General features: G+C 38.7%; 24 protein-coding genes. 17 read left to right on the forward strand and 7 right to left on the reverse strand.

The annotated features are described in order from the left end of the window. Nucleotides 1–13 precede the first annotated feature (13 nt). The 3 genes from J4G36_RS04515 to J4G36_RS04525 are packed head-to-tail and all read left to right on the forward strand — an operon-like array spanning nt 14 to nt 3542. The gene (locus J4G36_RS04515; RefSeq protein ID WP_246880400.1) at nt 14–1450 is read left to right on the forward strand and encodes a spore germination protein; all 1437 of its coding nucleotides are present in this window, start codon (nt 14–16) and stop codon (nt 1448–1450) included. A 17-nt stretch (nt 1451–1467) separates the two neighbouring features. After that, nucleotides 1468–2466 (forward strand): GerAB/ArcD/ProY family transporter, encoded by a 999-nt coding sequence (locus J4G36_RS04520; protein ID WP_368668761.1) that lies wholly within the window; start codon nt 1468–1470, stop codon nt 2464–2466. Further along, complete coding sequence (locus tag J4G36_RS04525) at nt 2463–3542, forward strand: Ger(x)C family spore germination protein (protein WP_210468874.1); 1080 nt, start codon at nt 2463–2465, stop codon at nt 3540–3542. Before J4G36_RS04520 ends, J4G36_RS04525 begins: the two co-directional genes overlap by 4 nt. 48 nt (nt 3543–3590) lie before the next feature. On the opposite strand, the gene J4G36_RS04530 is transcribed toward J4G36_RS04525, so the two are convergent. After that, a complete protein-coding gene (locus tag J4G36_RS04530) occupies nt 3591–4937 on the reverse strand; it encodes an MATE family efflux transporter (RefSeq protein ID WP_210468875.1) in 1347 nt (448 codons plus the stop codon). A gap of 115 nt (nt 4938–5052) precedes the next feature. Between J4G36_RS04530 and J4G36_RS04535 the strand changes: the two genes are divergently transcribed. The 6 genes from J4G36_RS04535 to J4G36_RS04560 all read left to right on the forward strand — a co-directional run bounded on the left by J4G36_RS04535 (nt 5053) and on the right by J4G36_RS04560 (nt 13474). After that, nucleotides 5053–6129, forward strand: a complete 1077-nt coding sequence (locus tag J4G36_RS04535) for an undecaprenyldiphospho-muramoylpentapeptide beta-N-acetylglucosaminyltransferase (RefSeq protein WP_210468876.1) — start codon at nt 5053–5055, stop codon at nt 6127–6129. Between the two features lie 193 nt (nt 6130–6322). Next, a complete protein-coding gene (locus tag J4G36_RS04540; protein ID WP_210468877.1) occupies nt 6323–9139 on the forward strand; it encodes a 2-oxoglutarate dehydrogenase E1 component in 2817 nt (938 codons plus the stop codon). 28 nt (nt 9140–9167) lie between these two features. Beyond that, nucleotides 9168–10379, forward strand: coding sequence for a 2-oxoglutarate dehydrogenase complex dihydrolipoyllysine-residue succinyltransferase (gene odhB / locus J4G36_RS04545; RefSeq protein ID WP_210468878.1), 1212 nt, complete (start codon nt 9168–9170; stop codon nt 10377–10379). A gap of 64 nt (nt 10380–10443) precedes the next feature. Further along, entirely contained in the window at nt 10444–10641 is a 198-nt protein-coding gene (locus J4G36_RS04550; protein WP_210468879.1) for a DUF6501 family protein, read from the forward strand. Nucleotides 10642–10698: 57 nt separating this feature from the next. Continuing rightward, a complete protein-coding gene (locus J4G36_RS04555) occupies nt 10699–11562 on the forward strand; it encodes an AAA family ATPase (RefSeq protein WP_210468880.1) in 864 nt (287 codons plus the stop codon). Nucleotides 11563–11581: 19 nt separating this feature from the next. Next, the gene (locus J4G36_RS04560; RefSeq protein WP_210468881.1) at nt 11582–13474 is read left to right on the forward strand and encodes a hypothetical protein; all 1893 of its coding nucleotides are present in this window, start codon (nt 11582–11584) and stop codon (nt 13472–13474) included. A gap of 88 nt (nt 13475–13562) precedes the next feature. Here the strand turns inward: J4G36_RS04560 and J4G36_RS04565 are convergent, their stop codons facing one another. Both J4G36_RS04565 and J4G36_RS04570 read right to left on the reverse strand, forming a co-directional pair. Continuing rightward, nucleotides 13563–14759: a toxic anion resistance protein gene (locus J4G36_RS04565; RefSeq protein ID WP_210468882.1), complete on the reverse strand. Its 1197-nt coding sequence runs from the start codon at nt 14757–14759 to the stop codon at nt 13563–13565. Next, a complete protein-coding gene (locus tag J4G36_RS04570) occupies nt 14746–15411 on the reverse strand; it encodes a 5-bromo-4-chloroindolyl phosphate hydrolysis family protein (RefSeq protein ID WP_210468883.1) in 666 nt (221 codons plus the stop codon). Before J4G36_RS04570 ends, J4G36_RS04565 begins: the two co-directional genes overlap by 14 nt. A gap of 218 nt (nt 15412–15629) precedes the next feature. Between J4G36_RS04570 and J4G36_RS04575 the strand changes: the two genes are divergently transcribed. Both J4G36_RS04575 and J4G36_RS04580 read left to right on the forward strand, forming a co-directional pair. Then, nucleotides 15630–15923, forward strand: coding sequence for a DUF1033 family protein (locus tag J4G36_RS04575; protein ID WP_210468884.1), 294 nt, complete (start codon nt 15630–15632; stop codon nt 15921–15923). A 212-nt stretch (nt 15924–16135) separates the two neighbouring features. Beyond that, nucleotides 16136–16339, forward strand: coding sequence for a cold-shock protein (locus tag J4G36_RS04580; RefSeq protein ID WP_075527843.1), 204 nt, complete (start codon nt 16136–16138; stop codon nt 16337–16339). A gap of 122 nt (nt 16340–16461) precedes the next feature. On the opposite strand, the gene J4G36_RS04585 is transcribed toward J4G36_RS04580, so the two are convergent. Next, nucleotides 16462–17148: a hypothetical protein gene (locus J4G36_RS04585; RefSeq protein WP_210468885.1), complete on the reverse strand. Its 687-nt coding sequence runs from the start codon at nt 17146–17148 to the stop codon at nt 16462–16464. 97 nt (nt 17149–17245) lie between these two features. Continuing rightward, complete coding sequence (locus J4G36_RS04590; RefSeq protein ID WP_210468886.1) at nt 17246–18841, reverse strand: ABC-F family ATP-binding cassette domain-containing protein; 1596 nt, start codon at nt 18839–18841, stop codon at nt 17246–17248. A 114-nt stretch (nt 18842–18955) separates the two neighbouring features. On the opposite strand from J4G36_RS04590, the gene J4G36_RS04595 reads away from it, so the two are divergent. Next, a complete protein-coding gene (locus tag J4G36_RS04595; protein WP_210468887.1) occupies nt 18956–20149 on the forward strand; it encodes an MFS transporter in 1194 nt (397 codons plus the stop codon). Between the two features lie 59 nt (nt 20150–20208). On the opposite strand, the gene msrA is transcribed toward J4G36_RS04595, so the two are convergent. Together msrA and J4G36_RS04605 are read right to left on the reverse strand one after the other, a co-directional pair. Next, nucleotides 20209–20739: a peptide-methionine (S)-S-oxide reductase MsrA gene (gene msrA, locus J4G36_RS04600; RefSeq protein WP_210468888.1), complete on the reverse strand. Its 531-nt coding sequence runs from the start codon at nt 20737–20739 to the stop codon at nt 20209–20211. Nucleotides 20740–20866: 127 nt separating this feature from the next. After that, nucleotides 20867–20965, reverse strand: a complete 99-nt coding sequence (locus J4G36_RS04605) for a YjcZ family sporulation protein (RefSeq protein ID WP_210468889.1) — start codon at nt 20963–20965, stop codon at nt 20867–20869. 225 nt (nt 20966–21190) lie between these two features. On the opposite strand from J4G36_RS04605, the gene J4G36_RS04610 reads away from it, so the two are divergent. The 5 genes from J4G36_RS04610 (at nt 21191) to J4G36_RS04630 (ending at nt 25643) form a co-directional block, all read left to right on the forward strand. After that, nucleotides 21191–22150, forward strand: a complete 960-nt coding sequence (locus J4G36_RS04610) for an LCP family protein (protein ID WP_210468890.1) — start codon at nt 21191–21193, stop codon at nt 22148–22150. A gap of 67 nt (nt 22151–22217) precedes the next feature. Continuing rightward, on the forward strand, nt 22218–23390 hold the full coding sequence (locus J4G36_RS04615; protein ID WP_210470422.1) for an AI-2E family transporter: 1173 nt from the start codon (nt 22218–22220) through the stop codon (nt 23388–23390). Between the two features lie 65 nt (nt 23391–23455). Then, a complete protein-coding gene (locus tag J4G36_RS04620) occupies nt 23456–23857 on the forward strand; it encodes a MarR family winged helix-turn-helix transcriptional regulator (RefSeq protein ID WP_210468891.1) in 402 nt (133 codons plus the stop codon). 163 nt (nt 23858–24020) lie between these two features. Continuing rightward, nucleotides 24021–24749 carry a YwaF family protein gene (locus tag J4G36_RS04625; protein WP_246880402.1) on the forward strand — a complete coding sequence of 243 codons (729 nt, stop codon included), beginning with the start codon at nt 24021–24023 and terminating at the stop codon, nt 24747–24749. A gap of 90 nt (nt 24750–24839) precedes the next feature. Beyond that, complete coding sequence (locus J4G36_RS04630) at nt 24840–25643, forward strand: DUF4097 family beta strand repeat-containing protein (protein ID WP_210468892.1); 804 nt, start codon at nt 24840–24842, stop codon at nt 25641–25643. Nucleotides 25644–25701: the final 58 nt, after the last annotated feature.

Consider the following 25701-nt stretch of genomic DNA (forward strand, 5'->3'; position numbering starts at 1 on the left):
ATGGGGTGAAGGTATGACAGAGAAGCTTTCGACAAGTAGTTTAATTTTATACATAAAAGAACGATTTCATAATACTGCAGATCTTTTTGTTGAGGAAATGGAATGGAAAGGCGAATCTGCGATTATTTGTTATTTTTCAGTTTTAACTGAAGGTTCGACGTTGAATGAACAGATTGAAATCCTAAGGAAAAGAGCTGAAGACGGACTTCCAGACTGGGGTGAGACAGGAGCGTCAAAAGTTCTTCCTTTTTCGATGTCGACAATGGTTGATGCAGTATGTGTTGGTTCAGTCGCGGTAATTTTTCCGAAAACGAACCAACTACTAAAGATTACGATACCGAACATTACTGTGCGCTCCCCAGATGAGCCGGCCAATGAAACTGTCATTCGCGGTGCCCATGAAGGTTTCGTTGAAAGCAATGATAAAAATATATCTCTAATTCGAAAGCATCTTGCAATCCCGGATATAGTCGTAAAGAATCTACAGCTTGGGAATGTAACGAATACGAAAGTCACTTATATCTATATTGAGTCAATCGCTGATAAAGAAGTTGTTCAGGAAGTTAAATATCGTCTGGAAAATATCAATGCACCTAAAATATACAGCATTGGACAAATCGAAGATTACTTGGAAGATTCGGTTTGGTCCCCTTTCCCGCAGTTCCTTAACACGGAAAGATCTGACCGCGTCGTCGCGAATTTATTGGAAGGGAAAATCGTTATTTTTACCGACCAATCTTCTACTGCGCTCATTGCACCTGTATCATTTTTGTCATTTTACGAGTCTCCGGACGATTTTAATGGACGAGTCTTGGTCGGAACATTCTATCGTATTCTCAGGGTTCTTAGTTTCATGATTGCCATTTTCCTGCCTGCATTTTATATTGCGGTGGTCGGTTTCCATTCGGAAATTTTGCCGTTTGAAATTAGTCAAAAAGTGAAAGTTGCAGTGCAAGATATCCCTTACCGTCCGCTTATTGAAGCGCTTATTGTGGAAGTTTTCATTGAAATTATCCGGGAAGCTGCAATACGGTTACCGACACCAATTGGTCCGACAATCGGGATTGTTGGCGGTCTTGTTATCGGCGATGCGATTGTCAATGCAGGACTGGTGTCGAATTTAATGGTTATCGTCGTAGCGATGACCGCAATTGCAAGTTTTGTCGTGCCATCTTTCGAGATGAACATGACAATACGAATGATTCGATTTCCCTTCATGCTTGCAGCGTCCCTTTTTGGATTTTTCGGCATCGCTATCGCGACACTTATTCTATTTATCCATTTGTTGAATCAGTCTTCACTGAATCAACCCTATTTGTCACCGGTCGTGCCATTCGATCCTTCCCGTTTTAAAAATATAATCTTCAGGGTCCCTTATTATAAAAATCATAAGCAACAACAAACATTTACACACGGTGGGGACAATAAGAAGGATGGTGAAGAAACCTGAATTTCAATTTATCAAGAATCCAGTTTTTCTTACTTCTCTTCATTGTACAGACAGGGTCGTCGTTCTTTGCCTTTCCATCGGAGTTCATAAATGTTATCGGCAGGGATGCATGGCTGGTTTTTCTTGTTGCTGGTATTCTTCACTACATGTTACTACTCTTTTATGAACGGTATTATATGCGGTTTACTTTTGGTCCTTTTGTCGGGTGGTTGTATAAAGGGTACTGGCTTTTTGTTGCAGTGACATTTCTTTCATACATCGACTATACATTAGCGGTGTGGGGGTTCCCGGAAACACCTCAAATTATCGTGATTGCTGCGCTAGTTAGTGTCTCGCTCTATGCGAACTTGAGTAGGGCTGAAACAGTCATCAATTTATCTGTTATTTTAATCCCACTCATTTTCATTTTTCTTATAATTATACAGTTTGCTTGGGGCGATCTAGTATGGACGAACATTTTCCCAATAGGAGAATCGACTGGAACGGAATGGTTTAACGGTCTTTTAAAGGCGCAGATTGCTTTCATAGGCGTTGAATTATACTTGTTTTACAGAAGACATGTCGATGTAAAGATGAAAATAAAAGGACTTCCATTATTCGTCTACCAAATGGCGTGGTTTTCGTTCTTCTTTTTCTCCGTACTTCTAACAACTTTATATTTCACGCTCACCGGGTTGCAAGAGATTCCGGAACCAATTCTTTTGATTTTGAAATCCCAGGAAGTTACTTTTGTCGAGCGGCTCGACTTGTTTTTCCTATATATTTGGATGATTTGGAGCATCATTACTGTGGCAATTGTTTCCTTTTCCGCTTTGTATGTCCACCGTCTTCATGCAAAAGAGCATCACAAAAGGGATACCATTATTTGGCATGTACTGCTCGTTTTGTTGCCTTTATTCTTTGTGTCAAAAAAGGATGTAGTAAAAATGGCTGATCTTATCATTTATGTCCACCTCCTGTTTACCATCCTCATTCCGGCCATCGTCATCATTAAGAACAGGAGGAAAGGAAAATGAAAAAAACCGCTCTTATTTTCATCGCATGTTCTATCCTATTGGCAGGATGTTGGGATGAACAATTATACAAAGAACTTACCATCGTTCCGCTTGTTGGTTTTGAGGGGGAACCCGGGGAAATGAAGGGATACTTCACGAAGCTTGAAGTAACTGACGGCACCGCCAGTTATTCGACTGTTGAAGGAAGTGGTGTATCCCCAAGGGAGACACGGCTTGATGCAAATCGGAAAACGAATGAAACGCTCAGTGTTACACAATTGCAAGTTATACTTCTTTCAGAGGATACTGTGAAATCGGATGTCATAAATACTTTCGATGTCTACTTAAGGGCGCCAACTAACCCGTTGAGTAGTAGATTTGCGGTTGTAGAAGGTGAAATGGCTTCATATATGAAGAAGAACGAAGAGGTGGCCGTTGAGCTACCCCAGTACTATATTGACTTGTTGGAATCTGCCATATCGTTCTCTATTATTCCGGACACCGACATTCAGCAAACTGCTGAATTACAAAATGACGATGCAATTGAACTTTCATTGCCTTTCCTTAAAATATCCGAAACGACCGGTACACCCGAAGTTATGGGGGTGGCCTTGTTCAGTGATAAAGTTTTCACGGGGCACACATTGGACAAGAAGGCATCCAAAATCGTTCAGATTCTTAAGAAGAAGCCTGGAAAGTTTACGTTGTTCACCTATATGTGGGAAAAAGAAGGTAAATCGTATCCACTTTCAGTTCAACTCGCCACCTACAAAAGGAATTGGGACATTCGGGACAGCAAAATCAATGCAACTTATAAAATGAAATTCGGGGTTGAAGAATTTGCATACGATCACCTGGATGTAGATGAAATAAGGAAAGAGTTAGAGGAATTCCTTTCGAAAGAACTGACGAAGGATTTCAACGAGGTGATCAAGAAATTGCAAGATGCCAAGAGTGACGCCGTTGGTTTCGGTAGAACAGTTCGTGCATTCCATCCAAAACTATGGAACCAAGGGAAATGGAGTGACACGTTTTCGGGGCTCGACATAAATGTAAAAGTAGAGGCGGAAATTACGCGGACCGGCATACTGAATTGAATACTATAAAACCCGCGAGACCTATGTGTGGCATCGCGGGTTTCATTTTTAACTAAATTTCTTTTTTTGAATATGGCGTAGACGTACTGTAAGTGTGATCGCGCCCACCGTTAACCCGGCAATTAGGCCAACCCAATAACCATACGGACCAAGATTTGTATACGTGGCCATTAGGTATCCAATAGGCAATCCTATAACCCAGTACGAAACAATTGCCATGATAAATGTGATATTCACATCTTTGTATCCCCTAAGCGCGCCTTGAACCGGCGCTTGGATTGCATCGGAAAGTTGAAAAATCGCAGCATAAATAAAGAAATGCACTGACAATTTCACGATGTTCAAATCGCTTGTGTAAATTGACGCAATCTGCTCTCTGAATAACAACAAAATTGAAATTGATAGTAAACTAAATAAAATAGCAAACCCGACGCTTAGATAACTGTAATGTTTCGCGTCTCGCATTCGTCCGGCGCCAACTTCTTGCCCGACTAGAATAGTCGTTCCGATTGAAATGCTCAGCGGAATCATATACAAAAGCGAAGTGAAATTAAGCGCAATTTGATGTGCTGATATGACGGCTGTAGAATAGTTCGCCATTAATAATGTAACTGCGGAGAAAATACTAATTTCAACGAAAATCGAAATCCCGATTGGCACACCGATGAATAGAATTTCCCTCCACTTGGCAAAAGAGATTTTTCCCCATTGTGCGAATAGCTTATAGTCAACGAACGGACCCCATCCCCAAGCAATCGCACAGGCTATAAAGAACACAAGCCAATAAGTAATGGCAGAAGCATAACCAGCTCCAGCGCCGCCGAGTTCAGGAAAACCCCATTGTCCGTAAATCAGAAGATAATTTAATAAAATATTTATCGGGGCAGCTAACAGAATAACTGACATTGAAACACGCGTTGCTCCCAGTGCATCAAAGAAAGAACGTAACACTGTGTAAGCGAATAAAGGAAGAAGGCCAAAACTCATGCCTTTTAAGTAATCAGAAGCAACTGTACGGACTTGTTCTTCAAGCGGCATAGCCTCTAAAATTGGAGCAACTGCGAATAGTATAACTAAAAAAACAATTGCAGAAAGCGCTACCGACACGTATAGTCCTTGTTGTACTGTTGGTCGCACGTCTTCCTTTTGACGGGCTCCAACTAGCTGGGCAATAATCGGTGTTAGCGCCATCAATATTCCGGCTAACCCCGTATAAACTGGTACCCAAAAGGAAGAACCGATTGTTACGCCTGCTAGATGGTATGTATCATATCGTCCTGTCATAAGTATATCGAAGAACGTAATCATATACATGGCGACCTGCGTAATTAGAATCGGCATGATAATTTTCGCCATATTCCATGGCTTATTTCTTAAAGTTAACGCATTGTTCATATATCTCCACCCTTTACTTGACGATTAGATAGTAGTGTACCATGAATTCTTTGCTATAATAAGGGGTGTTCAATCGTATAGAATACATATTTAGAATAGAAGAGGTGAAGGCCTTATGAAACGGCCGATTATTTTACTAACGGGCGGCGGCACTGCTGGTCATGTTTCTGTGAATGAAGCGCTGATCCCCGTATTTCATGAGCGCGGGTACGAAATCCATTATATCGGGTCTCACGACGGAATTGAAAAAGAACTCATTGGAGATAATCAGCCCGACGTTACGTACCATGCAATTCAAAGCGGAAAATTAAGACGTTATTTTTCAATGAAAAACTTCACGGATCCTTTTCGAGTCGGGACTGGATTCATACAAGCACTATCGATTATTCGCAGGCTAAGACCTGAGATTATCTTTTCCAAGGGGGGATTTGTTTCCGTTCCCGTCGTTTTAGCGGCAAGAGTTGCTAAAATTCCTGTCGTTATACATGAATCTGATGTCACGCCAGGGCTTGCCAATAAAATGTCATTGCCATTTTCAAATCATATTTTCACGGTATTTGAACAAACATTGGAATATGTTCCATCAGGAAAAGCAACTTGTACTGGTGCAATCATTCGTCCTGAATTATTCCAGGGGGCAAAAGAGGAAGGTCTGCGAATAACGGGATTTAACGGAGATAAACCTATCATCATTGTTATGGGCGGTAGTCAAGGTTCGGCGATATTAAACGAAGCAATTCGAAAGGACCTTCAATCGATTACGAATACTTTTGATGTTATCCATTTATGCGGTAAAGGAAATCTTGATAACGCTAGCGAGAACTTCCCGGGATATAAACAATTTGAATATGTAACGGATAGTTTACCGCATTTATTGGCAGCGTCAGATTTTGCTGTATCGCGTGCAGGGTCGAATGCTATATTTGAGTTACTTGCACTACGAATTCCAATGCTACTAATTCCGCTTTCCGCTGCCCAAAGCAGGGGGGACCAGTTATTAAATGCTGCATTCTTTAAATCAATTGGCACTGCACGTGTCTTGAAGGAAGAAGAAATCTCACTACGGCCATTTTCAGAAGAACTAGTAGAATTTAATCAAGAGAAAGATTATTTGATTGGAAATATGTTGAAAACCGAAATGCCGAAAACACCTGAAGAAATGGTCGCCTTGATAATGGCACAGAGGAATTAATAGAAATTGATATTCACTACCACTAAACTCCAATATCTATTCACATTTCGACTATAAAATCAATATTTGGAAAGAAAAGTCTAGTTGTTCGTGCGAAACCCTTTAAGTTCTAGTCTTTGCATGGTAAAATTAACAAGGATAAAAAAATAACAAAAACACAATATGCCATTGGCAAATGTGGAGGTCATTGTTCATGTCAAAAAATTCAGATGCCCATCGATCCCCTTACGATGCTTTTACGGGACCTAACCTTGGGTATGTAATGGAAATGTATGATTTGTTCAAGTCGTCCCCGGAATTGGTCGAACCTGAACTTGCAGAAATGTTTAGCCGTTTCGGGTCGCCAGTCCAACAGGATGGGGCACACGATACAGTAGCAGAAGCGCTACCGGCAAGTAATATTGGAAAAGTCATTGCAGCATTTAAATTGCAAGACGCAATCCGTACATACGGACATCTTGCAGCCGATATCTATCCGCTAAACGATCGTCCAACTGATTCAACTCGAATTGAGCTGTCATATTATAATTTAGTTGAAAGCGACTTAGAAGAAATGCCTGCATCCCTATTTTTAAAGAATGTGCCAAGCACTGTTGAAAATGGACTTGATGCAATTAACTACTTGAAATCTTTATACACAGGAAAAATAGCTTTTGAATTTGATCATGTAATCGATGAACAAGAACGCGAATGGATCCAATCAAATATTGAAAGCGGTAACGTAGCCGCGAATCTATCAAAAGATGGTAAAAAAGAGTTGCTCGAGAGACTTACTAAGATCGAAGGATTCGAAAAGTATATTCACCGTACATTTGTAGGCGCCAAACGCTTTTCTATAGAAGGTCTGGATACACTCGTCGTTCTTTTCGATGAACTTGTTCGTCGTTCAGAAGAAAACAAAACTGATAAAATGCTTATAGGCATGGCACACCGCGGACGTTTAAACGTGCTTACGCATGTCTTGAATAATCCGTACGAAATGTTTTTCGCATTATTTGCTGGCGTTTCAGATGAACCGTTCATACCAAAAGACGGTACATTAGAAACGTCTCGCGGCTGGTACGGAGATGTCGTCTATCACTTAGGTGCAACATATACAGGGAAATCTGGAATGAAGCGCTTCTTGGCATACAACCCGTCACATTTGGAAGTCGTCAACTCAGTTGTCACAGGGCAAACAAGAGCTGCTCAAGAACAACAAAATAATGTTGGTTTACCGGAACAAGACACTGATTCTGCATATGCAGTACTTGTACACGGAGATGCAGCATTCCCAGGTCAAGGCATCGTTCCTGAGACATTTAACTACAGCCGAGTTCGTGGATTCCGAACAGGCGGTTCAGTACATGTTATTGCCAATAACATGATTGGTTTTACGACTGAACATTACGATTCCAGATCTACACATTATTCTTCTGATCCAGCAAAAGGATTTGAAGTTCCGATTATACATGTAAATGCCGATAGCCCTGAATCTGTCATCGCTGTCGCGTCGTTTGCATTCGAATATCGACAAAAGTTCGGGAAAGATATCGTGATTGATTTACTTGGATATCGTCGCTATGGACATAACGAGATGGATGAACCGCTAGTAACAAACCCGGTTATGTATCATTCTGTTCATAAACATCCAACTGTTCGAGAAATATATGGGAATACACTCGTTTCTGAAAACGTCGTTACCAAAAAAGAAGTTGATCAACTTGACGCCGATGTATTTAAAATTATGCAAAAAGCGCACGATGTTGTCAGAGACCATCCAGCTTCAAAAGATAAAAAACAAGGTCCACTGGAAATTCCAGAAGAAGTACTTGCCGGGTATCCTAGAGATTTGGAAACTGGTATTGAAGAGAGTAGGCTTAGAACTTTAAACGAAGACCTTCTAGCATTTCCGGAAGATTTTGATGTTTTTGGCAGACTCGTCCGTATTTTAAAAAGACGTGAAGAACCATTCAAAGGGAAAAACAAAATTGATTGGGCACATGCCGAAACACTTGCTTTTGGTTCAATATTACAAGATGGGAACCCGATCAGACTTTCCGGTCAAGACGTTCAACGCGGTACATTCGCGCAACGCCACTTAGTGATACACGATGAAAAAACTGGGGAAGAATTAGTTCCTTTACATCATATTTCAGGCGCTAAGGCATCGTTCACCGTTAATAATAGTCCGCTGACAGAAGCTGCAATTGTCGGATATGAATTTGGTTATAACTTAGAAAACCAGAAGGCGCTTGCAATTTGGGAAGCGCAATATGGCGACTTTGCAAATATGGCCCAAGTCATGTTTGACCAATTCGTTTCAGCAAGCAGATCTAAATGGGGTCAGAAGTCTGGTCTGGTGTTATTACTACCACATGCCCATGAAGGCCAAGGACCCGAACATACGAGTGCGCGACTTGAAAGATTCTTACAATTATCTGCCGAAAATAACTGGACGGTTGCAAACTTATCAAGTTCTGCAAACTACTTCCATATTTTACGCAGGCAAGCAAAAATGCTCGGAGAACCATCCATGCGTCCACTAGTTATTGTTTCACCGAAATCATTACTTCGCCATCCATTAGTCGGTGCGGATGTAAATGATTTAACTGAAGGAAGTTTCCAAACTGTTCTTGAACAACCTGGAACTGGGACTAAGAAAACAAAAGTGGAACGTATTTTGTTCGCAAGCGGTAAAATGGCAATCGATTTGGCTGAACAAGTAAAAGACGGGAAAGGTTTCGATCATTTGCATATTGTTCGCGTTGAACAATTATATCCATTCCCATCGGAGAAAATCAGTGATATCGTTGCTCGTTATCCAAAAGTTAAAGAACTTGTCTGGGTGCAAGAAGAACCGAAAAACATGGGGTCGTGGTCCTATGCATATCCATATGTTCAAGAAATCGCAGGCAATAAGAAAGTTTCATATGTTGGTCGAATTCACCGTTCAAGTCCATCTGAAGGTGACGGAGCGTCTCATTCTATTGAACAAAAACGTATTATTGCAGAAGCATTAAAAGCTTAAAGCGGAATGACTTAAGGAGGAAATTAAAGTGGCAGAAATTATTGTACCAGAACTAGCAGAATCGATTACAGAGGGAACAATATCACGATGGATTAAACAGCCTGGTGAAAATGTAGAGCGTGGGGAATTTATCGTTGAGTTAGAGACTGATAAGGTAAACGTTGAAATCATTTCAGAAGAAGCAGGTATTATCCAAGAACATCTTGCAGCTGAAGGTGACACAGTAGAAGTAGGTCAAGTCATTGCAATCGTAGGGGAAGGTTCCGGAGCTCCTGCTGCATCAGCTCCAAAAGCAGATGCAACACCAGCAGAAAAAGTAGAAGAAACACCTGCCGTTGATGAATCATCAGGAGCAGAAGACCGCACACTTGCAAGCCCAGCGGCACGCAAACTAGCAAGAGAAAAAGGAATTGACCTTGCTGCGATAAATCCAGTAGATCCAATGGGACGCATAAAAGTACAAGATGTTGAAGCACACGGTTCTGCGCCAAAAGCACAACCAGCTACAGCACCTGCATCGAAAGTAGAAGCGGCGGATGATGGCCGGATTACACGCGAGAAAATGACGCGTCGTCGTCAAACGATTGCAAAACGTCTGTTAGAAGTTAGACAATCAACTGCAATGCTGACAACTTTCAATGAAATTGACATGACTAAAGTTATGGAACTACGTTCACGTAAAAAAGACGAGTTTTTCGATCAATATGACCAGCGTCTTGGTTTCATGTCATTCTTCACGAAAGCGGTAGTAGCAGCACTTAAAAAATATCCTTACGTAAACTCAGAAATCGACGGCGACGAGATTCTACTGAAAAACTTCTATGATATCGGTATTGCTGTTTCCACTGAAGGCGGTCTCGTAGTACCAAACGTAGTTGATGCAGATCGTAAAAACTTTGCTGAAATCGAAGGGGCAATCCGTGAACTTGCATTAAAAGCACGTGATAACAAACTTACAATTGCTGATATGACAGGCGGATCCTTTACAATTACAAATGGCGGCGTATTTGGTTCATTAATGTCAACGCCAATTTTAAATGGTACGCAAGTAGGAATACTCGGTATGCACTCAATCGTTCGACGCCCTGTAGCTATCGGCGATAATATCGAAATTCGTCCAATGATGTACATTGCACTTTCTTATGACCATCGCGTAATTGATGGTAAAGATTCTGTTGGATTTTTGAAAATGGTTAAAGAACTTATTGAAAATCCAGAAGATTTACTGCTAGGTTCATAATAAGTGAATCGGCCTGCCTTATGGGCGGGTCGGTTTTTCATTATACAAAAAGGAAGTGTGTAATGTGAATTTCAAAACTTGGAAAACGGCACCTGCAACTCGCACTGTCGTATGCAAGCATGCCGATGCTGAAAAATATGTAGTGAATAAAGTTCTAACACCTGGTAAAGAGTATGAAGTGAAAAATGAAACAGATGAATTCATTTTCGTAGTGGATAATACAGGGAAAGTTGGAGGCTATTATAAAACTTATTTTGAGTAATAAGTATTTTCCGATTCCCTTCTTGGTGAATCGGTTTTTTTATTAGGAGGGTAACGAATGCATCAACTAGTTGAAAACGAACAAACAAAGCGATTACAAAACCATTACACAACCGAAGCAGAATTGTTAATACAGGAAGGTGGGTATATTTCTCCTGATAATCACTTATGGGAAGATATTCTCGTCAGTGTGGTCTTAAAAAAACCTGTATTGCTCAAGGGTCCATCCGGATCTGGAAAAACTAGGTTGGCTCAGTCAATATCTAGCTATTTCGGACAACCCATGCATAGTATAAATTGTTCTGTAGATCTTGATTCTGAATCACTTCTTGGCTTTAAAACGATCATTCAAAAAGAAGGCCAAACAGTGATTGATTTCGTAGAAGGTCCAGTTGTACAAGCAATGAAAAAAGGACATATTTTATATATCGATGAGATTAATATGGCTAGACCCGAAACATTGCCTATTTTACATAGCGTCTTAGACCATCGTCGCATGCTTACAAACCCTTTTACAGGGGAGGTCATCTACGCTCATGAGGATTTCACTATTATTTCTGCTATAAACGAAGGATATGTAGGAACATCGCCTATGAATGAGGCGCTAAAAAATAGATTTGTTTCATTTACAATTCCGTATTTATCAGGTGAGGCGTTGAAGACTTTGATTGCAGCTGAACATCCTAATGCACCACAAGGTTTAGTTGATACGATATTAAATATTGGTAATGATTTAAGGAAACAGGTCATGAATGGTTTATTATCCGATGAAGCCGCATCAATCCGAAGCTTATTGGATGCGATTAGTTTATCAGAACATATCCCAGTTAAAAGAGCTATTCGTTATGCAATCGCGGAGAAGTTAGATGATCAAGTTGAGCGGAAATTAGTCATGGAACTCGTAGACACTTGGGTAGAATGAGGCGATACTAATGGTGAAAATGAATCGATTTATTCAATTTAATGATGAAACGGTCGATACCCAAACGCTTTTACTTTATGAAAGACTCGGTCGGGCACTTGCGGATGCACAATTTCTTGAATTAACGGAAAGAAAGTTACTGGAATTTCGTCCAAAGGAAAGCATCATATCGATGAGTGTTTTCTGGCGTCATAGATCTGAAGAAGTCATGCATTTAGGCCGCCTGTCTGATGTTTATTTATTAACTGCTGGTTTTTGGAAGCATTTTAATGTACCAGCTTGGAGTCGATTTACACGCAAGATTGAATTAGATCCTTTCCAGAAGTTTTCGAAAGAACTTCTTCTTTTATTAGAGGAATTTCGACTAATGGACAAAGTTATGCAGAATCGACCTGGAACAACGACAGCTTTTAATACTAGACGCCATGCTTACGTCAATTTTCATAGAAATAGTGTGCATCCCAATATGCAAAAAGGCCTGTTAGCTGATGCATTGCTTAACGAATTATTTATATTGCTACACGAAGGCATGTTTGCGGGCTCCGAAGTGGACTGGGGTCCTATCCCGATAGATTTAATTAAATCGGTCCTTGAAAATGCATACGACACCAGAAATACACAAGACAATGTATTTATTGTCGAAAGAATTACTGGTATTGTTGCGCAATCACTCCACCAAGACTTATTCCATCAATACTATTCAATCGGAGATTCGATTACCGAACAGCTTGCTGAATTCCATTACCATAAAGGGTTAGGGGAGACTGATGAAGGTGAAGAAGGCAAGAAGGAGACCATTGAAGAAGTATTTAGATCTTGGCACGAAGAAAATGAACGTGAGGCAGGAGTGCATCTTGAATACGAACTGGAGCATGGACGTTCAGGTAAATCAGATGGTAGTGGTGAAACACCTGGAAATGAAGATGCTCAAGTTGAAGAAATAGGATTTGGACAATCTGAAGGGGACGTAAGTAAAAGTTCAGACGGGGAAGAGCACGAGGAAATTGAAGTAAGGGACTCCAAAAAAAAAGCAGGAAAGTTATTTGGAAAAGAGCATTTGCATGTGGTTTATGAAGAACAACGTATTGAACCAATCAATGAAATGGAAAACCGTCAAAAGTTAATGAGTTGGCGTGAACTTCAAAGACCGTTTGTCCGCTCTTTTATCGAAGAAATGAAAAAGAGAATCGATTTAAAAGAGGACTCAAAGCGAGAACGATTAATGAAAGGGAGATTATCATCGAAGTTAACGACGCTTGTTGTTGATGAACGTCCTAAGCCCTTTTATCGTAAAAATGCACCTTCCGTTAATTTAGATGCTGTTTTTGGCTTGTTGGTAGATGGTTCAGCATCGATGATTGATAAACTAGATGAAACAAAACAGGCAGTTTTATTATTCCACGATGTGCTCAATGAGTTAAAAGTGATTCATGAAATATCCTTGTATTATGAGGAAGCAGAAAAAGCATCAGCTGAAATTCAACCGAATGTATTTGGTCTCATGCATACATTTATGGATCGAAATCGGGATAATGGAATGTCTATCTTATCTTTTGATGCGAATGAGGATAATCGTGATGGATTTGCAATCAGGTGGATGGGCGAAAGACTTTCAGCCCGACAGGAGAAGCATAAATTTTTATTAGTTTTTTCCGATGGAGAACCATCCGCCTATGGTTATGATAGAAATGGTATTCTTGATACTGCAGAAGCGGTAATGGAAGTTGAAAAAAGAGGGATTTCCGTAATCCATTTATTTTTATCTTCTGAAGAACCCTTAGAAGAACAAAGAGAGTTATTTTCAATGATTTTTGGCAATAAAACCGCATCGTCAAGTAATGTTGAAGACTTTACAGATCAGACGCTGCGGATATTAAGAAAACTTTTTACAATTGTAATCCGAAATACGTGATAGATAACTGAGCAAAAGAAGGGACGAAAAACCATTGTGGTTTTTCGTCCCTTTTCACATGTTTTTATCTTCACAAAACAACCGTAAGTTATTGTGAGCGGTTTTCTGTTTTTTCGTGAACTGCGATGAGTCGCTGTTTCAATTCTTCTTCCATGCGACCAATTTCAATTTCTGCAGCTTTGCGTTTAGCACGTCCATCCGCTTGGATAAGTAAAGTTTCTTCGATTGTTTGAATTAAATTCTCTTGTGTTTTCTTCAAAGTATCGATTTCAATTATGCCGCGCTCATTTTCTTTTGCAGTTTCAATTGAATTCATTTTAAGCATTTCCGAGTTTTTGAGTAATAAATCATTCGTCGTTTTCGTAACTAATTTTTGCGATTCAACTGCTTTTCTTTGACGATTTAATGTGAGCGCGATTGCAATTTGGTTTTTCCAAAGTGGAATCGAAGTCATGATTGATGATTGAATCTTTTCCGCAAGCGTTTGATTTGTTTGTTGAATCATACGTATTTGTGGTGCACTTTGAATAGTGATTTGGCGGGATAACTGTAAATCATATAAGCGTTTTTCAAGTCTATCTAAAAATTGCACCATGTCATTTACTTCTTGAAAGGCCATTTGATCATTTGATAACTCGGCTTCACGTCGCATATTCGGTATGATTTCGTACGTTAACTCGTCACGCTTAATCTCCGCTGCAGCTATATACACATTAAGTGCTTGGAAATATGTTTTATTCTGTTCATATAAATTATCAAGCATTTTTACATCTTCGATTAAACCACGCTTAGAGTGTTCAAGTTGGACACCGATACGGTCAATTTGTGTGCTCAACTTTTGATATTTAGTCATCATTTCTTGAATTGACTTGGAAACCCTTCCGAATAATCTACTGATTGCAGATTGTTTCTTTTCACTTAAGTCATCAGGATCTATTTCTCCCAATCTATCCATTAACTCTTTAAGCACATCTCCAACAGGTCCAATGTCTTGGCTCTGAACATGATCGAGCATCTGATGGGAGAAGTGGGAAAGTTCGCTTTGTGCATTTGCACCGTAAGTAATTATCGCCTCATAATTTCCAACAGGGATCTGTTCAGCTAATTGAACTGCCTTTTCCCGCTCCGCGGGTGTTAAACGATCCAATAATTTTACTGCGGTGCCGGCCTGTTGATTATCTGTTTGCATTTCCTTCGGTAGTAGGGGTTCATTCATGTCAAATGGGTTATCCAGTAGATCATCCATTGATTTAACATTATTTGTCATGCTATTATTTTCTGTCATTTGTTGTGTCGTCTCCTTCCATTTCTAAAAGCGGCTTATTCTTATTCATCGTCACATCGACGAAGTCGAGTTCCATTTGTAGTCTTTCCATATCTGATGCAAGTAGATTGCGCAAATCTTGCTCAAGTTGTTGATTCACATCAGCTAATGTGTTTCTAGTATTCTGAAGTGCTATCTGGAGTTCTTTATCTTTTAATGGTTGGTTAACAAGGATTGAATATTTGGATGTTAATTCAACCGCCGAATCTAGATGCGCATAGAAAAAGTTCTCGGCATGATAAAACTTTTCGGGATTTGTTCGAATGATGCCAAGTATCCTTCTGGAAATCGTATTTATTTCATGAAGCTGTTTAAATGCTTGTACGGATCGTACCTTACCATAATAGCTATTTAGCCGTTTTAACTTTTGTTTTGCATCATTCATTTGGCCATTAATATAATTGTACTCGGACCGATTCAATCCTACTTTTTTAATCGTTGATGTTATTTGGATTTGTTTTATTGTAAATGTACTACCCAGATATAGCGCAATTCCAAGGCCTGTTGCTGCAAAGATGTTTAAACCGGTACCTAGTATTAAATATAACCATGTAGCAATACTTATTGGTGTTGATATAGTTTGTCGTATGAAGAAGTTTTTTATTTCTTTCACTTTCAGGCCCCCTTTACTCATATACTTTAATACGAATTCAAACAGATAAAGTTTCATTCTTGATGTTAATTATACCTTATATTCCTCTTGGTCACATTCCTTTTGATTGATCATAAGCAATTAAATGGACTTTGTTACCCAATTTGCTAAAATTAAAGACGTTCTTGAATGGAACTATTAAATTGAGAGATTATCTCCTAAATTGGAGGGGACAGACTATGTATGAAGTAATCTATATGAAAGCAGATTTTGAACCATGGTGGATGTTTGAAGGTTGGGAAGAAGAGGTTCTTTCAAGACAAACATTTTCTGATGAGTATCACGCGATTAATTTTCTAGAAGAAACACTATCTACTCTTCGGGTAAAATATAAAAATGAATCTGTAAAAAAGAATTGTTTTTTTGCTTTTTGGTCAGAAAACGAAAAACTAAGTTGTGAAGCATGTAGCGATGATTTACAAATTTATCATGGAATTATTTTATTGTTTAAGGGTAAACCATATAGTAGGTGAAGGAATAGAAATTAGAATAATTTGTTTTTTCTAATTGACAAATTTATTTATAATGTTATAATAGATACAACAATAAAAGCAGGGAACACCCGACTAACGTATTCACATATTACAAAAAGTGATCGGCGTTTACGGTACTTTTTGTAATATGTGAATTTTTCTATTCAGGAAAGTTCCATATTATAAGTATTTATTATTTGGAGGGTATTAACATGAAACAAGGTACAGTAAAATGGTTTAACGCAGAGAAAGGTTTCGGCTTCATTGAAGTTGAAAACGAAGACGACGTATTTGTACACTTCTCAGCAATTGAAGGAGAAGGGTTCAAATCACTTGACGAAGGTCAACAAGTTGAATTTGAAGTTGTTGAAGGTGACCGCGGCCCACAAGCTGCGAACGTTGTTAAATTAGTCTAATCTAAGTATTAGAAGAGGCATCCTCCCACAAGAGGATGCCTCTTTTTCATTAAAGAATTTTCAAAGCTCCTTTGAAAATTCTTCCATAACCCACATCATCAAGAAATATCAGCTTCGACTTTTTACTTACGCACCGATTCTAAAGTCGAAGTAACAATAAAGTCTTCTTCATCTTCAGTTACCATAACTGCTTCTCTTTTGATTTCTCCAAAGTTTTCTGCAAAGTATTTTCGATTTGTAAAATCATTTTCTTTCATTTCAATAACTAATACATGTTCAAAGGACTGATAGGGTGTTTCAACTGTTGCGTCAGTTTCCACAATTGTCCATTGATTAAATGTAGCGCCTACTTCTAAAGGTTTTTGTAAATAAATTTCTTTTGCAGTTAATTTACTAATTGCTTCTTTTGAGGGGAATGGCTCATCATTGTCGATGGCATCCTCGGCCAGTGTTTCGATTTTATCATTTTCGACTTGGAATATTTTTCGTATTAAAGTCCCGCCGTTGTTTTCATCTATCACTACATATTTGCTGTCAATATGGGTGACCTCAATGTTTAGTTCGGCAAATTCATTTCCATCGCCTTCGTAGTGTGCGCTAGACCCGTCAGGCAAAAAGAAATTAATCATCGCAACTTCTAAAGTTTTTTTATCATCAGCGTCCGTAGTTTGATCGTCTACTTTCTCTTCTTTTTCAGAATCTTGATTGGTTTTTTTGTCAACTGGAGGATCAATGGTGTTTTTTTGTGTGCAGCCAACAACTAGGAACAGGGCAGAAAAAAGCATTATCAATAGCTTATTTTTCTTCATGACGATCACTCCTTTTGTACAGGTAGTATACCACCGATGCTAGTTTTTAAATCATGAAAAAACGTCCTTTTACGTAAAAGGACGTTTTTCATCTTATTTATTTTTTGTTTTTCCATTCCAAGTATTCGTTGTAAGTCATAAGCTTATCAGTAATTGTTCCGTCGTCATTAATCTCAATGATTCGGTTTGCAATTGTTTCAATGAACTGGTGGTCATGTGATGTAAAGATCATTGACCCTTTAAATGCAATTAAACCATCATTCAATGCTTGAATAGACTCTAAATCTAAATGGTTTGTTGGTTCATCTAGAAGAAGTACGTTCGCACTTGTAAGCATCATTTTTGATAACATACAGCGAACTTTTTCGCCACCGGAAAGAACTGCTGGCTTTTTGTTAACTTCTTCACCAGAGAAGAGCATACGGCCAAGGAAACCGCGTAAAAATGTTTCTGTTTGATCTTCAGGTGAATATTGACGTAACCACTCAACTAAAGAATTTTCAGAGCCCTGGAAGAACTTGTTATTATCAATAGGGAAGTAGGCACGTGTTGTTGTCACACCCCATTTGATATACCCTGCATCTGGTTCAGTTTCTTCCGCTAAAACATCCAAAAGAGCTGATTTTGCAAGTGGATTTCCAAGAAGGATTACTTTATCTTCTCTACCTATATTAAATGAAACATTATCAACCATTTTATTACCGTCAACCGTTATAGATAGATCTCTAGTCGTTAGAACATCATTTCCAATTTCGCGCCCGATTTGGAAATTTACATAAGGATAACGTCTTGATGAAGGACGAATATCATCCAGTTCAATCTTATCTAACGTTTTCTTACGTGATGTCGCTTGTCGCGATTTGGAAGCATTTGCGCTAAAACGTGCAATAAAGGCTTCAAGTTCTTTAATTTTCTCTTCTTTTTTCTTGTTTTGGTCTTGAGCCATTCTTAATGCAAGTTGGCTTGACTCGTACCAAAACTCATAGTTACCAGGATAAATTTGTATTTTACCAAAATCCAAATCTGCAATTTGCGTACAAACGTTATTCAAGAAGTGACGGTCATGGGAAACCACGATGACTGTATTATCAAAGTTGATCAAGAACTCTTCTAGCCAATGAATTGCTTGAATATCTAAATGGTTCGTAGGCTCATCAAGAAGTAAAACGTCTGGTTTGCCAAATAAAGCTTGGGCAAGAAGAACCTTTACTTTATCGGCCCCTTTTAGCTCGGCCATTTTCGCATGATGTAATTCTTCTCCGATACCAAGACCTTGCAAGAGGATTGCTGCTTCTGATTCAGCTTCCCATCCATTTAAATCTGCGAACTCGCCTTCGAGCTCAGCTGCGCGCATTCCGTCTTCATCCGAGAAGTCTTCTTTCATGTAAATTGCGTTCTTTTGATTCATAATGTCATATAGTTGTGTGTGTCCCATAATGACTGTTTCCAACACTTCATTTTCCTCATATTCAAAATGGTTCTGTTTAAGGATAGCGAGGCGCTCATTCGGATTCATAATTACGTTTCCTGATTGTGGATCAAGTTCACCAGATAAGATTTTGATAAAAGTTGACTTTCCTGCACCATTTGCACCAATTAGCCCGTAGCAATGGCCAGGGTTAAACTGTATATTAACGTCTTCAAAGAGTTTGCGATCTCCGAATTGAAGACTCACATTATTTACTGCTATCATAGATATCCTCCTAAAATTCTCAATGCTATTAGTATAACACGAAATGGGTTAAGATTGGAATGTCAAAGCAATGATTTCCATTTATATATATACGCCAGGAAAGGAAAATGTCTCTTGTCTACACAATTTAAGAAACAAGGTTCTATACTTATTTTATTTACAATATTCGCACTTTCGATAAATCTTAGACCCGCGATTACGTCAATTGGCCCGATGCTCGAGACAATACGTGAACAATTATCTTTAACAAATGTTCATGTAAGTTTGCTAACAGCAATCCCCGTTTTCTGTATGGGTGTTTTTGCATCATTAGCCCCAATTTTTAATCGTCAGCTTGGGCTAAAGCGCACCATGTATATCATGCTTATCCTTATAGGAGTAATGACAGCATTAAGAGGGGTTGTTTCAGGATTTCCAATTTTGATTGGAACTGCATTTATTATCGGCATTTCTATCGCCGTGATTGGTCCTCTACTATCCGCGATGATTAAACAACACTTTCCAGACCGGGCCGCCTCCGTCATCGGCGTCTACTCTTTTGGTATGGGCGTCGGCTCCGCTGCAAGTGCAGGCCTGACAGGTCTCTTTTATGAAACGACTGGGTCTTATTTTTTTGCACTAAGCATTTGGTCAGTTTTAGTAATTATTGGGCTAGTTTCTTGGTTCTTTATGATGAGAGATAATATTGAGGTACGTCAAACGGCTCCCAAAGTCGTGCAAGCGAAAGCAAGAGGGAAGTCACCTTGGAAAACACGAAAAGCGTGGTTATTTCTTTTGTTTTTCGGATTGCAGTCATCTTTATTCTTTTCGATAATTACGTGGCTTGCACCGATTGCTTCTTCCGCCGGTATGACATTACTGCAAGCAGGGACGCTGCTGAGTGTCATGACAACCGTGCAAATATTTTTAAATATTCTTCTTCCGCTTATGATGGAAAAATATCCGGCTCGAAAATTTTGGATTAATCTTATGTTAGCTTCGGGCTTATTAGCCACCATTTTATTTTGGACCGGATTTCATCCCCTCATGTGGGTAGGTGCTGTTATCATGGGGATTCCACTTGGTGGGTTATTTCCTGTGGCGTTACTGTTGCCGTTAGATGAAACAGATAACGCAGACGAAACGAATTCATGGACGGCGATGATGCAAACGGGTGGTTTTATAATGGCGGGAATTTTGCCGCTTCTGATTGCGTTTATCTTCGATCGGACAAGCAATCATACATACACCTTTATTATATTGATAACGATGTATCTCGTTATGTTCGCATTAACGGTTAAGATAAGCGATAAAAAAGGAAGCTTCTAATAAAAGAATGGATAGGAAAATCGAAGATATAAATTCGATTTACCTATCCATTTTCTCATTTAGGACCAATGCTCAGAAATAAACTTATCACGACCGGAACGTGCCCGGTCTTCCTCATAATGCGCTTTTTCTTTTACATGATAATCTTGGTGATATTCCTCCGCACGGTAAAATGTTTCGGCAGGACGAATAGGGGTGACGATTGGTTTGGCGAATAAGCCGCTTGCATCTAATTTACTCTTTGATTGTTCGGCAATTTGCCGCTGCTCTTCCGTATAATAAAATATCGCCGTTGAGTAGGAATGGCCACGATCCTGGAATTGACCATCCGCATCAGTTGGGTCAATTTGTTGCCAGAAAACTTCTACTAATTTTTCGTAAGGGAATAGAGCGGGATCATATGTAATTTCTACGACTTCCAGATGCCCGGAATCGCCTTTTTTCACATCTTCATATGTAGGATTGTCGATATGTCCGCCCATATATCCTGAGACCACATCCTGTATACCGTCCCACTCTTTAAATGGCTTGACCATACACCAAAAACAGCCGCCAGCAAATGCTGCTCTTTCTAACTTGTTTTCTATCATTCACCCTCGACTCCTTTCAATTCTATATGAAGCTAGTATAACAAAGGAATAATAAAAGAGCGCGTATTAAGCGCTCTAATCTACATTGGGTGCCACTGAGCGAATTCATTCGTATTTTTTCAACTGATTAATAAATGTAGCTGGCACCAATAATAATCAACAGGATGAAAAGTACGACTATTAAAGCAAAAGAAGAACCTGCTCCTCTACCTTGTTCATACCCCATAAAAAACACCGCCCTTCTATATAAGTCTATTTGTAGTATATGACTATCACTTTTATTAGAAGTGGGGGAATGCCGTGGTAAGAAAATAACTTTCGAAATATTAACAGTGTTTTAATACAATAAACGAGAGAGAAATGGTTTATCATGATATGATAATGGAGAAAAATGCAACCATAAAGATTATTAGACGTCCTTTTAAAAAGAATAATTTATGGAGGAATATTAGTGGGAAATCATGATGATATCAACATCTCAAGAAGAACTAGAAAAAGAAAACTTCGTATTGGCAGAGTGATATTTACAATTCTGGCATTACTATTTATACTCATTGGTCTGTATTCAATCATTCAATATAAATCCGGTAAATCTTTAGCAGAAGGAAATGGTATTAATCCCGGTCCGTTTAAAGGCGATAGCATCCACCCAAATTATTCATCTATTGAAAACTATTTACTATTGGGTATTGATGACGATAGTAGTGGCAAATCGAGGTCCGATACGATGATGGTATTATCGTGGAATAAAAGCGAAAAGACAATGCGCATTGTTTCATTGATGCGAGACATCTACGCGGAAATACCAGGTTATCAGTCGTACAAGCTAAACACCGCTTATTATTTGGACGGCGTGCAACTAACGAAAGACACAATCACCGGAATGTTTGGAATTCCGATTCATCATTATGCGATAATAGACTTTGATAATTTTGAGTCTATTGTTGATATTGCGTTTCCCAATGGCGTTGAAATTGATGTAAAAAAAGAGATGTCAAAAGAAATCGGCGTAACATTAAAAAAAGGGAAAAAGCATTTAAATGGTAAAGAACTATTGGGATATGCCCGATTCCGTGCTGATTCCGAAGGGGACTTCGGACGGGTTGCTAGACAGCAGGAAGTAATATCTTCCATAAAGAACGAGGCTTTTTCGCCTAATGTAATTGCGAACATACCAAAAACGATTGGCGCATTATCAGGTTATATCCATTCCGATTTAACGACTAAAGATGAAATCTCACGAGCACTTTCATTCGCGTTAAAGGGCGGCGCTGACATCGAAACGATGACCGTCCCGATTGAAGGATCTTATGGCTTTAATTCCTATAGTCATGCAGGGTCGGTTATAGAAATAAATCTTGAAAAAAATAAAGAAGCGATTTCAAAGTTTTTGAATATGAAACTCGATTAAACCAAAGGATTTGAAATGAGGGATTAATTTGAAGCGAAAATCATTTTCTAACCAAGAAGCCGAGCAAATAAATGAAGATCATTCGAAAGTTAATATCATTCACTTTCTCGGCGGAAAAAGCACATTATTTGTTTTAGTTTCAATTTTACTCATAGGGTTAATCATTGTCGTATACAAAGAAGTTTCGTTTATATTTTACCCGATTAAAGTATTTAGTTCGACTGTCGTCTTGCCAATTATATTAGCATCAATCGGCTATTATTTACTCCGCCCGATTCTTCGCTTATTGGAAAGAATTCGTATTCCTCGTCCATGGGGAATACTTATTATATTTCTAGGTGCAGCCGGACTTATTACATTACTAGTATTTCTCGTTCTACCTTTTTTAAAATCACAAGTTAATAATCTCGTAGATGAATTCCCAACATATTTTAAAAAATTAACATTAGACATTGATACCTTTTTAAGTACTTCCATATTTTCATCATTTTATGAAAAGCTCGATATTAACGTGATGTCAATCGTTGAATCAGCACCGGACAATGTTGGTAAATTTCTCACTGAAACTGTGGGCGGGATTGCCGTCGGTTTAACATCATTTGTCAGTGCGCTAACGGGTTTCGTATTAGCGATTGTCACGGTTCCATTCATCCTATTCTATTTATTGAAAGATGGCGAAAAACTACCGAAGGTTTTTATCAACATGTTGCCGCCAAGTATGCGGGATGATGCAGAAGAAATCGTCAAAGACGCTGACCATCAAATTAGTTCGTATATTCAGGGGCAAATCCTCGTCGCAATCTGCATCGGAATAATGGTGACGATTGGGTTTTATATTATAGGAATGGAGTACGCATTACTTCTTGGTGTACTAGCCATGTTTACAAGTGTTGTACCTTATTTAGGTCCTTTAATCGCTATTACGCCGGCCGTGATTATTGCGATTGTCACATCACCATTTATGTTGGTTAAACTTGCTATTGTTTGGACAATCGTACAATTGATAGATGGCAAGTTTATATCTCCTCAGATTATGGGAAAATCATTAAGCATTCATCCAATTACCATTATATTCGTATTACTAACCGCGGGCTCGTTATTCGGTGTGGCAGGAGTTATTCTAGGAATTCCAGGCTACGCACTACTAAAGGTAGCCATCACTCATTTATTTAAATTATACAAAGTACGGTATAATAAGCATATTCCAGAAAAAAAATATCAATATGAACTACCAGAATGAAAAAAACGCGCTTCGTTACTTTGAGCGCGTTTTTTCATAATATCCATGTATTGGGGGATCTTACATTGGAAAAAAACATTTCGATATTTCACGCATTAACAAAAAACTTGAATAAGATTCATAAAAGTAGTTGTGAGGAGATTACAGCTATTCAAAGCTCGATACTGCATGAAGTTACATTGCATAACAATCCATCAATGCACACAGTTGCTGAGGCAATCGGAATGGACATAACAACATTCTCTAGGCAGATTGGAACGTTAGCAAAAAAACAGTTAATCATTCGAACACCAGATAGCAATGACCGAAGGATTCTATTATTATCTCTCACTCAATCGGGTCATCACTTAATCGAAACAATTAATAACCGTATCGCCGAAATAATGGGGGATTCACTCTCCTCAATGAACGAATTTGAAAGAGAGACAGTCATCAGATCCTTGCATCTATTTTGTGAAAAGTTATAGCAGACGTAGACGTAATCTAGCCGCATGCCCAATAGTTGCATAATGCAAATTATTATCATTGCACTTACTTGTATTATACAAGTGTTTTTTTAGATCGATATAATTTGAATATTTCATCACATTTTTAACGTAGACTAGTTTATAATATCCACAAGTATCTTAATTGAAATGGGATGATTTGGTGGCACATAGGATTGAGCCTTCGTTCACAATTTTTTCAAATGAACATGTCATGGCGATAGTCATGTTATTCTTCACTATTCTTCTATTGTTTCTAACGAAAAAGCGTTTATTGAATAGGCCAGAAACCTTACGAGTAATTGAACGACTTTTCGCTTTGTCTCTATTGGCAATGGAAATCCTTTATCATATTTGGATGATTACGACCGAACGTTGGCATTTAACGAGTTCGTTACCGCTTGAATTATGCAGCATAAGCTTACTGGTGGCGATTGCTACTCTATGGACGGGTAATAAGCGTCTTTACACGTTCGTGTTCTTTGCCGGCATTGGGGGTGCCATTCAAGCGGTCGGAACACCCGTTCTGGACGTGGGATTTCCGCATTTTAGATACTTCCACTTTTTCTATACACATATCGGAATTATCTTAACAGCGCTCTATTTTACATGGATTAAAGGCTACAAACCAACTTTTAGAGGGGTAGTAAGTACGATAATCGTATTGAATATATTACTTCCATTTATATTTTTCGTGAATCAAGTCTTCGATGCGAATTATATGTTTTTACGCATGAAACCGGAAAATGAGAGTTTACTAGATGTTTTAGGTCCCTACCCCTGGTATATTTTATCTCTTGAAGCAGTAGCGTTCATAATTTTCGTCTTATTATGGTTGGCTTTCAGAAAGTGGAAAACTACGACCAATGGCTGAGATGAAACCACCTCCCAAGTCTATTCAAATGGAACCGCATCACCAATATAATAAGAATTACAAGAAATCATTTATATGGAGGTTGGGACGATGAAACAAAATAGGGGATTACTTATTGTATTGTCGATTATACTTTTCGTTGTGTTGGGAGGTTCTTTCTTTTGGCAGGCCTGGAATAAATTCGTAGAGGATTCGAACAACATCAAGATTGAAGATGAATCATTTACAACGATCAACGTTTTATCCGACAATGCGAAAGTTAAAATTATGCCGACCACGAGTAAAACCACGACCATCGAATACACCGGAAAGAAAAGAAAAAACGCGAAATTTGATTTCGATGCAAATGTAACAAACGAAACTTTGGTCATAAATTTTAAGGAAAAGAGATGGAATTTCTTGCGTTTTGATTTATCATTTTCCAAAATGGAGTTATTAGTTAAAGTTCCTGAAAAACAATATGAATCCATTCAAGTGAAAAATAATAATGGTGAAATTTCGGCAGAAAACTTGGTAGTAAAAGAAGTTTCATTTGAAACTGATAACGGAAATATCGAATTGAAGCACGTCGACGCAGTTGCTACCTCTGTTCAATCAGATAACGGAAAAATTTATATAGAACAAGTGAATGGTAAAATTATTGGAAAAACTGACAACGGACGGATTATGCTGATAACCGAGAATTTGGATCGCCACATCGATCTAATTACGGATAATGGTCGAATTGAAATTGTCACCGAAACCGAACCGACTAATTTGAAAATCGACGTGAAAACAGATAATGGGAAAATCGATGTTTTTGGAAAAAATAATGAGTTAACCGTGTTTGGCAAAGGAGAAAACTTGATGAAGTTAAGGTCTGATAACGGCCGGATCAATGTTGACAAAAAGTAATCTTTACTTGCACACAATAATAAAACCGTCCTCTGGCTAAAAAGCTAAGGGCGGTTTT

Origin of the sequence: Sporosarcina sp. 6E9, from assembly GCF_017921835.1 — a bacterium.
Taxonomy (GTDB): Bacteria; Bacillota; Bacilli; order Bacillales_A; family Planococcaceae; genus Sporosarcina.